Source organism: Cupriavidus necator N-1 (genome assembly GCF_000219215.1).
GTDB classification, from domain to species: domain Bacteria; phylum Pseudomonadota; class Gammaproteobacteria; order Burkholderiales; family Burkholderiaceae; genus Cupriavidus; species Cupriavidus necator.
Genome location: NC_015726.1, coordinates 543,293 through 558,225 on the forward strand (window position 1 = coordinate 543,293; position 14,933 = coordinate 558,225).

General features: G+C 68.6%; 13 protein-coding genes. All 13 read right to left on the bottom strand.

What is annotated here, in order from left to right:
• Positions 1–50: 50 nt before the first annotated feature.
• Positions 51–902: a M48 family metallopeptidase gene (locus CNE_RS02660; RefSeq protein WP_013955598.1), complete on the bottom strand. Its 852-nt coding sequence runs from the start codon at positions 900–902 to the stop codon at positions 51–53.
• Positions 899–1,663 (bottom strand): lysophospholipid acyltransferase family protein, encoded by a 765-nt coding sequence (locus tag CNE_RS02665; RefSeq protein ID WP_011614553.1) that lies wholly within the window; start codon positions 1,661–1,663, stop codon positions 899–901. Before CNE_RS02665 ends, CNE_RS02660 begins: the two co-directional genes overlap by 4 nt.
• 44 nt (positions 1,664–1,707) lie before the next feature.
• On the bottom strand, positions 1,708–2,295 hold the full coding sequence (gmhB, locus tag CNE_RS02670; protein WP_013955599.1) for a D-glycero-beta-D-manno-heptose 1,7-bisphosphate 7-phosphatase: 588 nt from the start codon (positions 2,293–2,295) through the stop codon (positions 1,708–1,710).
• A gap of 21 nt (positions 2,296–2,316) precedes the next feature.
• Positions 2,317–4,440 carry a glycine--tRNA ligase subunit beta gene (gene glyS, locus CNE_RS02675; protein ID WP_013955600.1) on the bottom strand — a complete coding sequence of 708 codons (2,124 nt, stop codon included), beginning with the start codon at positions 4,438–4,440 and terminating at the stop codon, positions 2,317–2,319.
• Between the two features lie 36 nt (positions 4,441–4,476).
• Positions 4,477–5,106, bottom strand: coding sequence for a hypothetical protein (locus CNE_RS02680; RefSeq protein WP_013955601.1), 630 nt, complete (start codon positions 5,104–5,106; stop codon positions 4,477–4,479).
• Complete coding sequence (glyQ, locus tag CNE_RS02685) at positions 5,103–6,050, bottom strand: glycine--tRNA ligase subunit alpha (RefSeq protein ID WP_041227746.1); 948 nt, start codon at positions 6,048–6,050, stop codon at positions 5,103–5,105. Before glyQ ends, CNE_RS02680 begins: the two co-directional genes overlap by 4 nt.
• 590 nt (positions 6,051–6,640) lie before the next feature.
• Positions 6,641–8,251, bottom strand: a complete 1,611-nt coding sequence (lnt, locus tag CNE_RS02690; protein ID WP_013955603.1) for an apolipoprotein N-acyltransferase — start codon at positions 8,249–8,251, stop codon at positions 6,641–6,643.
• Entirely contained in the window at positions 8,248–9,135 is an 888-nt protein-coding gene (locus CNE_RS02695; RefSeq protein ID WP_013955604.1) for an HlyC/CorC family transporter, read from the bottom strand. The genes lnt and CNE_RS02695 overlap by 4 nt, the downstream gene beginning before the upstream one ends.
• A gap of 144 nt (positions 9,136–9,279) precedes the next feature.
• Positions 9,280–10,026 carry an rRNA maturation RNase YbeY gene (gene ybeY / locus CNE_RS02700; protein ID WP_013955605.1) on the bottom strand — a complete coding sequence of 249 codons (747 nt, stop codon included), beginning with the start codon at positions 10,024–10,026 and terminating at the stop codon, positions 9,280–9,282.
• A complete protein-coding gene (locus tag CNE_RS02705; RefSeq protein ID WP_013955606.1) occupies positions 10,027–11,025 on the bottom strand; it encodes a PhoH family protein in 999 nt (332 codons plus the stop codon).
• 33 nt (positions 11,026–11,058) lie between these two features.
• Positions 11,059–12,411 carry a tRNA (N6-isopentenyl adenosine(37)-C2)-methylthiotransferase MiaB gene (gene miaB, locus CNE_RS02710; RefSeq protein WP_013955607.1) on the bottom strand — a complete coding sequence of 451 codons (1,353 nt, stop codon included), beginning with the start codon at positions 12,409–12,411 and terminating at the stop codon, positions 11,059–11,061.
• 89 nt (positions 12,412–12,500) lie between these two features.
• Positions 12,501–12,902 (bottom strand): hypothetical protein, encoded by a 402-nt coding sequence (locus CNE_RS02715; protein WP_013955608.1) that lies wholly within the window; start codon positions 12,900–12,902, stop codon positions 12,501–12,503.
• 113 nt (positions 12,903–13,015) lie between these two features.
• Entirely contained in the window at positions 13,016–14,701 is a 1,686-nt protein-coding gene (locus CNE_RS02720; protein WP_013955609.1) for a ClcB-like voltage-gated chloride channel protein, read from the bottom strand.
• Positions 14,702–14,933: the final 232 nt, after the last annotated feature.

Genomic DNA, 14,933 nt, shown 5'->3' on the forward strand with positions numbered 1-14,933 from the left:
GCGCCATTTTAGTGCGTTTGGCCGAAACCTACCGGCCCGCTTCCGCCCGCTCAGAAGGTCGGCAACAGCTCGGGCGGGTGTGCCCGCAGTTGCGCGCGCGCATCGCGGAACTCGGGGAAGATCGATTCCACGGTCTGCCAGAAGCGCGGGCCGTGGTTCATTTCCTTCAGGTGCGCCAGCTCGTGCGCGGCGACATAGTCGATCATCGACAGCGGGAAATGCATCAGGCGCCAGTTCAGCCGGATCTTGCCGTCGGCGGTGCAGCTGCCCCAGCGCGTGGCGGCCGAGGTCAGCGCAAAGCCGGTGTGGCGCACGCCCAGCTTATCGGCGTAGATATCGAGCCGCTCGGCCAGCAGCCGGCGCGCCTGCTGCTGCAGCCAGCCTTGCACTCGGTCCTTGATCTGCTGCTCGTCGGCATGGCCCGGCAGCGCCAGGTGCAGCACGCGGCGGTCGGCATCGAACAGCAGCGCGCCGAGCGGCGACTCCAGCGACAGCGTCAGCGGCTGCCCCAGGAAGGGCAGGCTGGCGCCGTCGCGCCATTGCACCGTGGGCAGGATGCGGCGCGACTCGCGGTGGCGCCACTCGCCCAGCTTGTTGAAGATCCAGCGCTGTTTTTCCAGGATGGCCAACTCGATGTCCGCCAGCGTGACCCAGCGCGGCGCCGTGATCGACAGGCCGCGGTCGTCGATGGTGAAGCCGATGGTGCGGCGCGCCGAGCGCTTGAGCGTGTAATGCAGCGGCCGTTCGCCGATGCGCAGCAGGCGAGCATTGGGTTGCGGCACCGGCCATGCGGGCTGCTGCGGGGGCTCCTGCGCAAGCGGGGCTGGCTGCGGTGCCTGGGCGGACTCCGCCAGCGGCAGCTCCAGCTGCGCGCCGTCGGCGTCAGGTCGCAGCAGCTTCATGCGGCGGGCCCGCCCGGAGCCGCGCTCCGGTAGCTCTGCGGATCAATGCGGCGCATGTCACGCTCGATCCATTCCGCCACCTCCTGGTTGAGCTGGTCCGCGGTCTTGTTGGCCGAGGCGATTGCCGGGCCGACCGAGATCGTCACCATGCCCGGGTGCTTCAGGAACGAATTGCGCGGCCACACCCGGCCCGAGTTGACCGCCATCGGCAGCACCCAGGCGCCGGTTTCCACCGCCAGGCGCGCGCCGCCGCTCTTGTAGCGCGCCTTCTCCAGGCCCGAAGGCGTGCGCGTGCCTTCCGGGAACATGATGATCCAGGCGCCTTCGGCCAGCCGCTCGCGGCCCTGGCGCGCGGCCGAGGCAAAGGCGCGGGTGCCTTCCTTGCGGTTGATATGGACCATCTTCAGCATGCCCAGCGCCCAGCCGAAGAACGGCACCAGCAGCAGCTCGCGCTTGAACACGAAGCACAGCGGCTTGGGCATCAGCGCCACGTAGGCCACGGTTTCCCAGGCCGACTGGTGCTTGGACAGCAGCACCACCGGCTTGTCGAGCATCACGTCCATATGCTCATGGCCTTCGATGCGGTACTGGATGCCGCAGATGCCGCGCGCGGCCCAGATCACCAGCAGAGGCCAGCCGCGCACGAAGCGGAAGCGCTGGTCGGCATTCATGAACGGGAACACCAGGAAGCAGGCGCAGGCGTAGGGTGGCGTCAGCACCAGCAGGTACAGCGCAAACAACAGGGAACGAAGAAACGTCATGCGGGGGGCGCGCGGGGGTGCGAATAGGGAATGGATGCGGGCGGTCAGCCGGCGCTATGAGCGGGCGGGCGCTGTGCGCCGCCGTTGCCGGTCAGCCAGCGTGCAAACGCGCGCAGGTCGTCGTGTACCTGCGTGCCCGGCGGCAGGCCACCCTGGTCGAAGGTCTTCTGGCCTTTGCCGCTGCGCACCAGGTGCGGCGCGCAGCCAACCGCCACGCCGGCTTCCAGGTCGCGCAACGAATCGCCAACGATGGGCACGCCGCGGAGCTCGATGCCGAAGCGCTCGCTGATCTGCTCCAGCATGCCCGGCTTGGGCTTGCGGCAGTCGCAACCGTCTGCGGCGGTATGCGGGCAGAAGAACACCGCGTCGACGCGCCCGCCCAGGCGCGCGAGCAACGTGTGCATCTTCTCGTGCATGGCGTTGAGCGCGCTCATCTCGAACAGCCCGCGGCCGATGCCGGACTGGTTGCTGGCGAGGATCACGCGGTAGCCGGCCTGGTTCAGCGCGGCGATGGCCTCCAGGCTGCCGTCGATCGGCACCCATTCATCGGGCGTCTTGATGAACTGGTCGCTGTCGAGGTTGACCACCCCGTCGCGGTCCAGGATGACAAACTTGGGCGGCGTCTGCGGCATGTGCGGCTCCGGTGGCTGAGATTAGGCGGCCAGCTTGGAGATGTCGGCCACGCGGTTGGCCATCGCATGCAGCGAAGCCAGCAGCGCCAGGCGGTTGGCGCGCAGCTGCGCGTCCTCGGCCATCACCATCACATCATTGAAGAAGCGGTCGACGGCATCGCGCAGCTGGGCCAGGTCGCGCAGCGCGGCGGTGAAATCGCCGCTGGCGAAGGCTGCTTCCACGGCCGGGCGCACGCGCTCGATGGCGGCGTGCAGCGCGCCTTCTGCCTCTTCCTGGAACAGCGCCGGATCGACCGCGCCGACCGGCTCGGTGTTCTTGCGCAGGATGTTGGTGATGCGCTTGTTGGCGGCGGCCAGGGCCTCGGCCTCGGGCAGCGCGGCAAAGGTGCGCACTGCCTCCATGCGGCCCAGGATGTCATGCAGCTGGTCCGGGCGCAGGCTGACCACGGCCTCGACTTCGTTGGTGGTGTAGCCCTTGTCCTTCAGGTAGCCGCGCACGCGGTCGTACAGGAAGTCGGCGATTGCCTCGGGTGCCGGCTTGACTGCAGCGATGCCGGCAAAGGCGTGCTGCGTCAGCGCCAGCAGCGACGACAGCGACAGCGCCAGCGGCTTTTCGATCAGCATGCGCAGGATGCCAAGCGCATGGCGGCGCAGCGCGAACGGGTCCTTCTCGCCGGTGGGCTGCAGGCCGATGCCCCAGATCCCGACCAGGGTCTCGAGCTTGTCGGCCAGCGCCACGGCGGTGCTGACCGCGCCTGCGGGCAGCGCATCGCCGGCAAAGCGCGGACGGTAGTGTTCGGAGCAGGCCAGTGCCACGTCTTCGGCCTCGTCATCGTGACGGGCGTAGTACGTGCCCATGGTGCCCTGCAGCTCGGGGAACTCGCCGACCATGTCGGTCAGCAGGTCGGCCTTGGCCAGTTCGGCGCCGCGCATCGCGGCGGCCTTGTCGGTGGGCACGCCGCTGTCGTTGAGCGCGTCGGCGATATGGCCGGCGATCTGCTGCAGGCGCTGCACGCGGTCCAGCTGGGTGCCGATCTTGTTGTGGTAGACCACGCTGGCCAGCTGCGGCACGCGCGACGCCAGCGTCTTCTTGCGGTCCTGGTCGAAGAAGAACTTGGCATCGGCCAGGCGCGGGCGCACCACGCGCTCGTTGCCGGTGATGATCGACTGCGGCGTCTCGGTGGCCAGGTTCGACACGATCAGGAAGCGGTTGCGCAGGTGGCCGTCGGCATCGGTCAGCGCAAAGTACTTCTGGTTGGTCTGCATGGTCAGGATCAGGCATTCCTGCGGCACCGCCAGGAAGGCTTCCTCGAAATGGCAGGCATAGACCACCGGCCATTCCACCAGCGAGTTGACTTCATCGAGCAGCGAATCGGGCATGATCACCTGGTCGGCGCCGGCTTCCTTGAGCAGCGCGGCGCGCATGCGCTCGCGGCGCTCGGCATAGCTGGCCACCACGTGGCCGGCGGACTCCAGCTGCTGCGCATAGTCGTTGGCATGTGCGATCTCGATCCTGCCGTGCGACAGGAAGCGGTGGCCCTGGGTCAGGTTGCTGGCCTGCAGCCCCAGCAGCGTCACCGGCAGGATCTCGGCGCCGAACAGTGCGATCAGGCTGTGCGCCGGGCGCACGAAATGCACCGTGCTGCCGTCCGGACGCTGGTAGCTCATGACCTTGGGGATCGGCAGCTTCGCAATGGTGTCTTCCAGCGCTGCCTGCACCGCGGCAGCCAGTTCGGCGCCGCGTGCGATATAGCGGTAGAAGAAGGCCTCGGCCTTGCCGTCGGAGGCGCGCTCCAGCGACTGCCAGTCGATCTCGGCGACGCCGACCGACTTGGCCAGCGCGGCCAGCTTCTTGGCCAGCGGCGCGGTGGGCTCGCCGTTGGCGTCCAGCGCCACCGACAGCGGCAGGACCTTCTCGCGCTGCTCGCGGTCCGGCGCGCTGCGGCGCACGCCCGACACCAGCGCGGCCAGGCGGCGCGGGGTGGCGAACGGCGTCACGGTGGCGCCCGGCTCAAGCAGGTCGCGCTCGCCCAGGCCGGCGAACAGGCCCTGCGCGAAGGCGTCGCCCAGGCGCCCCAGCGCCTTGGGTGGCAGTTCTTCGGTGAACAGTTCGATCAGCAGCGAGTCGGTCATGGGTTGCGACATGAATCGTATCCAGCAAGTTGTAGCGCGCGCCGCTTATCAGCAGCGCGGCGAAAGATTAGGTTCTACTCCGGACAGCAGCCACAGGCCGTTCTGTTGCCGGAATTGCAGCGTGGTGTAGGCGCATTGCGCGGCCGCTGCGGCGCTGGCCGCGCCGTTGCTGCCGCCGCGGCTGCCTGCAGCCGGGAAGCGCGCGTCGATGCGGCGCAGGCGCTTGTCGTAGCGGATCTCGTCGATGCGCCCGCCCACCCAGAAATCGATCTTCGGCGGCAGCTGCGCCGCCGAGTGGTAGGTCTTGACGGTGCGGCGGGTGCGGCCGTTGTGGGTCTCCATCTCCACCCACGTCAGCGGATAGCGGATCGCGCTTTCATAGGCGCGCAGCGGCACGCGGTGCCATCCCAGGTCGCGCTGGCCGGACAGGTCGCACGAGAACGAGCGCACCAGCTGCGTCCACTGGTCGAGCGCGTTCAGCGACGGGCGCCATTGGCGCGCCATGGCCAGCTGCAGCGCCTGCGGGTCGGCCTCGCACACATTGCTCAGCTCCGCCGGCAGCATCAGCGCCTGCGCGCTGGGTGCCGCCTGCGCGCGCGCGCCGATGGCATTGCCGGCGGCGGCGAGCGCGGCGGTCGCCATGGCGCAGCACAAGGCGCTGCGCGCCAGTTGCGTCATGCCCGGGCTCCGCCGTTGCCGCACATCGGGAAGCCGAGGGCCTCGCGCGAGTCGTAGTAAGCCTGTGCCACCTGGCGCGACAGGTTGCGGATGCGGCCGATATACGCCGCGCGCTCGGTCACCGAGATCGCGCCGCGCGCGTCCAGCAGGTTGAAAGTGTGGGCGGCCTTGAGCACCTGCTCGTAGGCGGGCAGCGCCAGGCGCGTGCCGGCGGCCTGGCCTTCCTCGGCGCCGTCGCCATTGCCCATCAGCCGCTTGGCCTCGCCTTCGTGCTCGGCGAAATGGCGGAACAGGATCTCGGTGTTGCTGTGCTCGAAGTTGTAGGTCGACTGCTCGACTTCATTCTGGTGGTACACGTCGCCATAGGTCAGGCGGCGCGTCTCGCCGTTCTCGACCCACTCGGTCCAGATCAGGTCAAAGACGTTCTCGACCTTCTGCAGGTACATCGCCAGGCGTTCGATGCCGTAGGTGATCTCGCCGGTGATGGGCTTGCAGTCGATCCCGCCCACCTGCTGGAAGTAGGTGAACTGCGTCACTTCCATGCCGTTGAGCCAGACTTCCCAGCCCAGGCCCCAGGCGCCCAGCGTGGGGTTCTCCCAGTCGTCCTCGACGAAGCGGATGTCGTTCTGCTTGAGGTCCAGGCCGAGCGCCTCGAGCGAGCCCAGGTACAGCTCCAGAATGTTCTCGGGCGCGGGCTTGAGCACCACCTGGTACTGGTAGTAGTGCTGCAGGCGGTTGGGGTTCTCGCCATAGCGGCCGTCCTTGGGGCGGCGCGACGGCTGCACGTAGGCGGCGCGCCACGGCTCGGGGCCGAGCGCGCGCAGGAAGGTGTGTACGTGGGATGTGCCGGCGCCGACCTCCAGATCGATGGGTTGCAACAGCGCGCAGCCCTGCCGGTCCCAATAGGCCTGCAGGGTCAGAATCATTTGTTGGAAGGTCAGCATATGAAGACTAGGTAGAGGCACCCGGGCGCGGTTGCGCCGCCCGGCATGCAGGCCCCGCAGCGCGTGCCGGAGCCGGCGCATGCGGATTTTGCCAAACCCTGAATTCTATCGGCTTTTTGGCAAGGCGCCCCGTTTGGCGGGGCCGGCTAGGACACGCACCGATGGCTGAGGACGCTTGCCAATGTCGGCCCTACGCAACGCATCGGGAAAATACTGAGGCGGATTTCAGGTTTGGCCGCTGCTAGCCGATAGTGTTTTTGTATACAGTATGAGTAAGCAACCCGTTTCAGAGCGTTGCGGTTGACAGTCCGTGCCGGCATGGCGGGCACGGCGGCTGCTGGCTGGCACCGCAGTAGCCGTTTGTCGGTAACTGATATTGATGGGGACTTGGCATCATGGCACTTCTTTCTCGCAAACCTTACCTGGTCGCAATCGCGGTCATGATCGCCGCGGCCACCGTGTCCGTGGCGACCGGGCTGCTGGGCTGAACCGGCTGGCGCTCACCTGAGGCGCCACAACCGGCACCGCAATCAAGCGCCGGACGGCGGCGGCGATCCCGCCGCGTCCGGTGCCTGCTTCTGCCTGTGCCTTCAGCTTGTGCCGCGCCGCTTGCGCGCACGCCAGGCAGCCATCCCCAGCACCAGCGCAAACAGCGCCAGCACCGGCGCGTTCCCCCAGCGGATATAGGGCGTCAGCCCCTGCATGCCCTGCACCTCGGCCGCCAGCGTGCCGACCGTGAAGGTCGGCAGGCGTTGCTGCACCGAGCCATCCGGGCGTACCACCGCGGTCATGCCGGTATTGGTCGAGCGCAGCATCGGCCGGCGCGTTTCCAGCGCGCGCATGCGCGAGATCTGCAGATGCTGGTCCAGCGCGATGGTGTCGCCGAACCACGCCAGGTTGGTCAGGTTGGCCAGGACATTGGCCGGCGCCGGCTGCTGGCGCAGCGTCTGCGCGATTTCCTCGCCGAACAGATCCTCGTAGCAGATATTGGGCGCCACGCGCACGCCGCGCACCGGCAGCGAGGCCTGGTCGAGCCCGCCGCGGCGGAAGTCGCCCAGCGGCATCTTCATCATGTCGACGAACCAGCGGAACCCCAGCGGGATAAATTCGCCGAACGGCACCAGGTGGTGCTTGTTGTAGCGGTACAGGCGTTCGGTCTCGGGGCCCAGGCCGAAGACGCTGTTGGTGAAGTCCACCGGGGAGTCGGCGCCGGCGGCGCCGAACAGCACCGTGGTGCCGCTGGCCAGCGCGTAGTCGCGCACCGCCACGGCCACGTCGACCGGCAGCTCTTGCAGGATGACCGGGAACGCGGTTTCCGGCGTGACCACCAGGTCGGCCGGCGCGGTGGTGATCATGTCGCGGTACAGCTCGATCGAGCGCTGGATGCCGGCGGGCTCGAACTTGATGTCCTGGGCCACGTTGCCTTGCAGCAGCCGCACCGACAGCGGCTTGCCGGCGGGCGTGGTCCAGGCCAGCGGCGCCAGCGCTGCGCCCGCAGCGGGCAGGGCCAGTGCCAGTGCCAGCGCGCCCAGCGCCCGGCCGCGTTCACCGCGGCCCAGTCCGCGTACGGCAGCCGCCAGCAGTGCCGCCACCGCGGCGGCCAGTGCGCCGATGCCGTACACGCCAACGAGCGGCGCGAAGCCGGCCAGCGGGCCATCGGCATGGGCATACCCGCCCGACAGCCACGGGAAGCCGGTAAACACCACGCCGCGCAGCCATTCGGCGAGACCCCAGGCAGCGCCGAAGGCCAGCGGCGCCAGCGGCGTGGCCCCCGGCAGGCGTGCCGTCAGCCGATGCCACAGCGCGCCGGCCAGCGCCGGGTAGAGCGACAGGAAGCCCGAGAACAGCACCACCGCCAGCGCGGCCATCCACGCCGGCATCTCGCCGTAGACGTGCATGCTGATATAGAGCCACCAGATGCCGGACAGGAACCAGCCCAGCCCGAAGGCATAGCCAGTGGCGGCGGCCAGGCGCGCGCGCGGCGCGTCGGCCATCAGTGCGGCCAGGCCGGCCAGCGACAGGATCTGCAGCCACCACCAGTCATGGGGGGCAAAGGCTTGCGTATGGGCGATGCCGAGCACGCCGGCCAGCAGCAGCCGCACCATGGTCGCTGCGCGCGAATGCGCGCGCGTGCCAGGCACGCCCGTCGGGGCGGCGTCGGCAGCGGCGGCGCCGTTGAGGACCGGGGCGGAACGCTTCATGCGCCGGCCGTGCCCGCGTTGTCGCCGTTGGATTCGCGGTGCACCTGCAGCAGGTGCACCTGCCGCGCGTCGGCGCGCAGCACCTCGAAGCGGATCGGCGGCAGGGTGATGACCTCGCCGCGGTGGGGCACGTGGCCCACGTGGTTGGACAGCAGCCCGCCCACGGTATCGACATCGTGGTCGGAAAAGGCGGTGCCGAAGGCCTCGTTGAACTGGGCGATCTCGGTCAGGCCGTGCACGCGCCAGCTGCCGTCGGGCATTGGCAGGATATTGTCCTGGTCTTCGTCCAGGTCGAACTCATCCTCGATGTCGCCCACGATCTGCTCCAGCACGTCCTCGATCGTCACCAGGCCGGCCACGCCGCCGTACTCGTCGACGACCATGGCGATATGGTTGCGGTTGATGCGGAAGTCGCGCAGCAGGATGTTCAGGCGCTTGGACTCGGGGATGAACACCGCCGGGCGCAGGGTCTCGCGCAGGTCGAAGGCGGGGTCGGTGTAGTAGCGCAGCAGGTCCTTGGCCAGCAGGATGCCGATGATGTTGTCACGGCTGCCTTCGTAGACCGGGAAGCGCGAGTGCGCGGTCTGCTGCATGAAGGGGATGAACGCCTCCGGGGCGTCCGCGATATTGACCATATCCATCTGCGCGCGCGGCACCATGATGTCGCTCGCGGTCAGTTCGGAGACCTGGAACACGCCCTCGATCATCGACAGCGAGTCGGCGTCGATCAGGTTGCGCTCATGCGCTTCCTGGAGCACTTCGAGCAATTCCGCGCGGGTGTCCGGCTCAGGGGAAATCAGGTCTGACAGGCGTTCGAGAAGCGATCTGGGCCGATCGGCCTGCTTCAGGTAAGCGGGCTTCGAACTGGGATAAGGGTCGTTCATTTCGCGGCGAGCGCGTGGTGGAGATCGTCTGAAGGATACACTAAAAGCCTGACCGTCCCGTGACGGCGGGCGGTGGCCTGAGACCATATGTGCAGCAGGCGGCGCCCGACCGGCGCCGCGTGTGAGAGAGGGATCACGCGGAAATCACGCGGTACGGTCGCCCTGGTAGGGATCGGCGTAGCCCAGCGCCTGCAGCGTCTCGGTCTCGATCGCTTCCATTTCCTCGGCCTCGGCGTCTTCCTCGTGCTCGTAGCCTTGCGCGTGCAGCACGCCGTGCACGATCAGATGCGCATAGTGCGCTTCCAGCGGCTTGCGCTGCTCGCGCGCCTCGGCTTCCACCACCGGGCAGCACAGCACGATATCGCCCGTGACCGGATCGGCTTCGTTTTCCGCATAGGCAAAGGTCAGCACGTTGGTGGCGTAGTCCTTGCCGCGGTAGGTGCGGTTCAGCGTGCGGCCTTCTTCCTCGCCGACAAACCGGATAGTCAGCGCCGCATCGGCATACAGTGCCGACTTGACCCAGGTTTCGATCTTGCGGCGCGGCGGCAGGCCGGCGCGCTTGCCGACGCCGTCGCCGTTCTGGATCTCGAGCTCGAGTCCGGGCGGCGTGGCCGGCGTGCCGGTGGTGGTGACCACCGGCGTGGCGGTCACGGCCACCGACAGCGAGTCATGGTTGTCCGGGCGCACCAGCAGGCCGGCCTGCTGGTTGGTGTCGGTGTGCTCGGCCAGCAGCGCCACCACGCCGTCGGCGGCCTGCGACAGGTCCAGCGTCAGGCTGCGGCCGTCGGGCAGTTGCACGCGCAGCGCGTGCGCGGCGCTCTTGCGCGCGCGGCCGTCGCCGTCGAACAGGGTCAGGCTCACGGCGGAAGACTTGGATTTCTGGGATTTCAATTAAGCGTCCTTGTGCTGGGCGTGGTATTCGTCATAGGCATCGACGATGCGGGCCACCAGCGGATGGCGCACCACGTCGATGCTGGTAAAGCGGGTGCAGGCAATGCCGCGCACGTCGCGCAGCACGAGCTGCGCTTCCACCAGGCCGCTCTTCTGCCCGCGGGGCAGGTCGATCTGGGTGATGTCGCCGGTGATCACCGCCTTCGAGCCGAAGCCGATGCGTGTGAGGAACATCTTCATCTGCTCGGGCGTGGTGTTCTGCGCCTCGTCCAGGATGATGAAGGCGTGGTTCAGCGTGCGCCCGCGCATGTAGGCGAGCGGCGCGATCTCGATCATCTGCCGATCGAACATCTTCTGCGTGCGGTCGAAGCCGAGCAGGTCATACAGGGCGTCGTACAGCGGGCGCAGGTAAGGGTCGACCTTCTGCGCCAGGTCGCCGGGCAGGAAGCCCAGGCGCTCGCCGGCCTCCACCGCCGGGCGCGTCAGCACGATGCGCTTGACCGCATCGCGCTCCAGCGCATCGACCGCGCACGCCACCGCCAGGTAGGTCTTGCCGGTGCCGGCCGGGCCGATGCCCATGGTCAGGTCGTGCGACAGGATATTGCGCAGGTAGTCGCGCTGCGCCACGGTGCGGCCCTGCAGGCCGGTGCGGCGCGTGTGCAGCACCGGCGATTCGTCGCCGATCTCGCGATCCTCGACATCGCCGCCGTTGCCAGGCAGGTAGCTGCCATGCGCGGACAGCTGGCGCGTTTCCACCAGGCCCAGCTGCACGTCGTCGATCGACAGCGGCGTACGCGCCTGGTTGTAGAAGCGCTCCAGCGCCGTTGCCGCATCCTGCGCGTTGCCGCCGCGCACCGTCATGCGGTGGCCGCGACGCTGGATGTTCACGTCCAGCGCCTGCTCGATCTGGCGCAGGTTTTCGTCGAGCGGCCCGCACAGGTTCTGCAGCCGGGTGTTGTCGTCCTTGGGGGCGACGAATTCTGCGGATGGGACTTTCATCAGTTGGCGATGGCCTCGCTGGATAGTGCCTGGTTACTGCCGAACCACGATCTCGCCGCGCAGCGAGTGCGGGAACGCCTGCGTGATGCTGACGTCGACCAGTTGGCCGACCAGCCGGTCGCGGCCTGCCTGGGGCACGCCCGGCAGCGCGAAGTTGACCACGCGGTTGTTCTCGGTGCGGCCGTGCAGCTCGGTCGGATCCTTGCGCGCAGGGCCTTCCACCAGGATGCGCTGCACCGTGCCGACCATGTTCTGGCTGATGCGCTGCACGTTTTCCTCGATGGTGGCCTGCAGGCGCTGCAGCCGGCGCAGCTTGACCTCGTGCGGGGTGTCGTCGTGCAGGTTGGCAGCGGGCGTGCCCGGGCGCGGGCTGAAGATGAACGAGAACGAGGTGTCGTAGCCGATCTCCTCGATCATCGCCATCAGCTTCTCGAAGTCGGCATCGGTCTCGCCGGGGAAGCCCACGATAAAGTCCGACGACATCGACATGTCCGGGCGCAGCACGCGCAGCTTGCGGATGATGCTCTTGTACTCCAGCACGCTGTAGCCGCGCTTCATCGCCATCAGGATGCGGTCGGACGCATGCTGCACCGGCAGGTGCAGGTGGTTCACCAGTTTGTCGCAGCGGCCGTACAGCTCGACCAGGCGCGAGGTGAATTCCTTCGGGTGGCTGGTGGTGTAGCGGATGCGCTCGATGCCGGGGATCTCGGCCACGTACTCGATCAGCAGCGCAAAGTCGGCGATCTCGGTGGTGTCGCCCATCTTGCCGCGGTAGGCGTTGACGTTCTGGCCCAGCAGCGTGACTTCACGCACGCCCTGTTCGGCCAGGCCGGCAACTTCGGCCAGCACGTCCTCGAACGGGCGCGACACTTCCTCGCCGCGGGTGTAGGGCACCACGCAATAGCTGCAGTACTTGGAGCAGCCCTCCATGATCGAGACGAAGGCACTCGGGCCTTCCACGCGCGCCGGCGGCAGGTGGTCGAACTTCTCGATCTCGGGGAAGGAGATGTCCACCTGCGACTGGCCGGTGCGCTGGCGGCGCGCGATCAGGTCGGGCAGGCGGTGCAGCGTCTGCGGGCCGAACACCACGTCGACATACGGCGCGCGCGAGACGATGCTGGCGCCTTCCTGGCTGGCCACGCAGCCGCCCACGCCGATCACCAAGTCGGGTTTGACGGCCTTGAGTGCCTTCATCCGGCCCAGTTCCGAGAACACCTTCTCCTGCGCCTTCTCGCGCACCGAGCAGGTGTTGAACAGGATCACGTCGGCGTCTTCGACGTTGTCGGTGGGTTCCAGCCCCTGGCTGGCGTTGAGGACGTCGACCATCTTGCCCGAGTCGTACTCGTTCATCTGGCAGCCGTACGTCTTGACGAAAACTTTCTTCATATGCCGATCTCAGTGGTTGACCTGGGGGCATCAGGGTGTTGCAACAACACGGCCGGCGCGTGGGGCACGCCGGTCGCACTTCCGGGGGACTACGATTTCTTCTTCAGCGCCTTCTGTTCCGGCTCGCTCAGCACCCAGGCGGTCAGCAGCTGGCCATACAGGTCCAGCTTGTACCGCACCGGCAGCTTCTGGCCCGCCACCGCGGCGCTTGCCAGCAGCTGGTTGTCGGTGCCGAACAGGCGCAGGCCCGGTGCCACGCCGACGGTCTTGCCATCGAGCGTGGCCGTTTGGGGCGCACCGGCAGACGGCGTGGCGATAACGAGCCTGGCCGCCTGCGCATCGTCCGGGATCACCCGCACCGGCTGGGCCATCGCGCTTGCCGCACCGAGCAGCAGGGCGGCGGCGCAGGCCAGCGTTGGCAACAGCCTGCGGGCACGCCTGGGTTGGACAGACTCCGGCGCCTCGCGGCGCGCATCACGACCTGCTGGCATGGGGGAGGACTCCGACAAATGGGACGACGCGTTGGCGGGAATGGCCCAAAGGCGGGCGCAACCCGGCATTTTACCCCGCTGGCGGCCTGGCAGGGTCGGCGATGCGGCCGGGCTCAGAACAGGCAGGATGCTTCTTGCAGCACACGCTGCTTGGACACCGTGCCCATCAGTTCGCGGCCGGCGCTGTCGCGCACCAGCGGGATGCGGTTGATGCCGTGCTCGGCAAACACCGCCAGGGCATCGCGCAGGCGCGAATCCGGGGTCAGTGCGGGGAAGTCGCGCTCGGCCAGCGCCAGCACGTCGTCCGCGGCGCCCTCGCGCTGGGCGCGCTGCAGCGCGTGGATCGACAGCGCGCCCAGCAGGCGGCCATCTGCTTCGACCAGATAGAGGTAGCGTGTGCCGGTCTCGGCAAACTTGTCGGCTGCCACCGCCAGGGTAGCGTTCGGGTCGAGCACGGTATCGGTCGGGTCGCACAGGCCCGCCAGCGTCAGCGTGCGGGCATGTTCGGCCGCGGCCGAGGCCTGCGCGCGCTCGGCGATCACGCTGTACAGCGACAGCGTCTGGCAGCGTGACGCCGTGTAGTACGCCGCCACCGCGCCGATCATCGACGGCAGCAGCAGCGCGGGTGCCAGCGTCATCTCGAACACCATCAGCACCGACATCAGCGGCGCCTGACTGGTGGCCGCCAGGAACGCACTCATGCCCACCAGCGGCAGCAGCGGCGCCGCACCGGCCGCCGTGCCCTGCATGCCGATGGCCAGCAACTGCCCGAGCGCCGCCCCCACGAACAGCGACGGCGTGAACACGCCGCCGACCGCCCCCGAGCCCATGCTGATCACCGTTGCCACCAGCTTGGCCAGCAGCACGCCGGCCACCGGCACGCTCAGCGGCTGTTCCTGCAGGATGGTCTGGATGGTCGAATAGCCGTTGCCAACCACCTCGGGCACCGCCATCGCCAGCACGCCGACCAGCGCGCCGCCCAGCGTGAGCCGTGCCACTGGCCCGCCCGGCACGGCGGCAAAGCGGCTGCGCGCAAAGCCGGCCGCGCGCATGAACAGTGCGCCCGCGATGCCGGCGGCCACGCCCAGCGCCGCCGCGGCCAGCAGGATGTGCGGGCGCAGGTCGGGGGCGATATCCAGGCCCGGGTAGAGCGGCTGCAGGCCGCCGTGCCACTGGCTGACCATGGCGCCGGCCACCGAAGCCAGGAAGAGCGGCATCAGGCGCTGCACCGCGAGCGCCCCGAACACCACTTCGGCAACGAAGACGGCGGCGGAGAAGGGGGTGTGATAGACGGTGGCAAGGCCGGCCGCGGCCCCGCAGGCGGTCAGCATGCGGCGCATGTTCGAGCCGCCGCCGCGTTCCAGCCGGGTCGACGGGAACAGCGAGCCGCACAGCGCCGCCAGCTGGATCATTGCGCCTTCCTTGCCGACCGAGCTGCCGCTGACGATCGAGAAAAACGATGAGAGCGCGCGCAGCAAGGTGATCCGCACCGGCAGGCGGCCGCTGCCGTTGGCCACCGCTTCCATGTAGTCGGTGGCGCCGCTGTGGCTGCCGGCCAGGCGATTGGCCAGCACCAGCAGGCCGCCCGCCAGCGCGCCGCCCGCGGCCGGCACCACCACGCGCCACGCCAGCGCCAGCGTGGCGAATACGGCCACCACGTCGGCATGGCTGGAAAACAGCACGACGCCGGCGCCCTCCAGCGCTTCCTTGAACAGTGTGGTGGCAATGGCCGCGACGATCCCGACCGGGATGGCCGCGAACAGGGTGACTTCCTGGTCTTCGAGGAAACGCAAGCGCATGGCGGCTTTCCGGGGCACATGTGGCGCGGGTGCGGAGCCGGAGAGGGGGCGGGCAGAGGCTGTCATGATAGCGCAGCGCCACCCGCGCAGACCCGATGTGCGCCGGCGCGCATGCGGGGCCGCGCCCGGTGCAGAACCCGCTTGTCACGGACTGGTACACTACCGCTCTTTCCTTCGCGGGCGGGCCGGTGCCCTGCCATGCCGGCTTCCCGGCGTTCGCGTTCCGATTCCG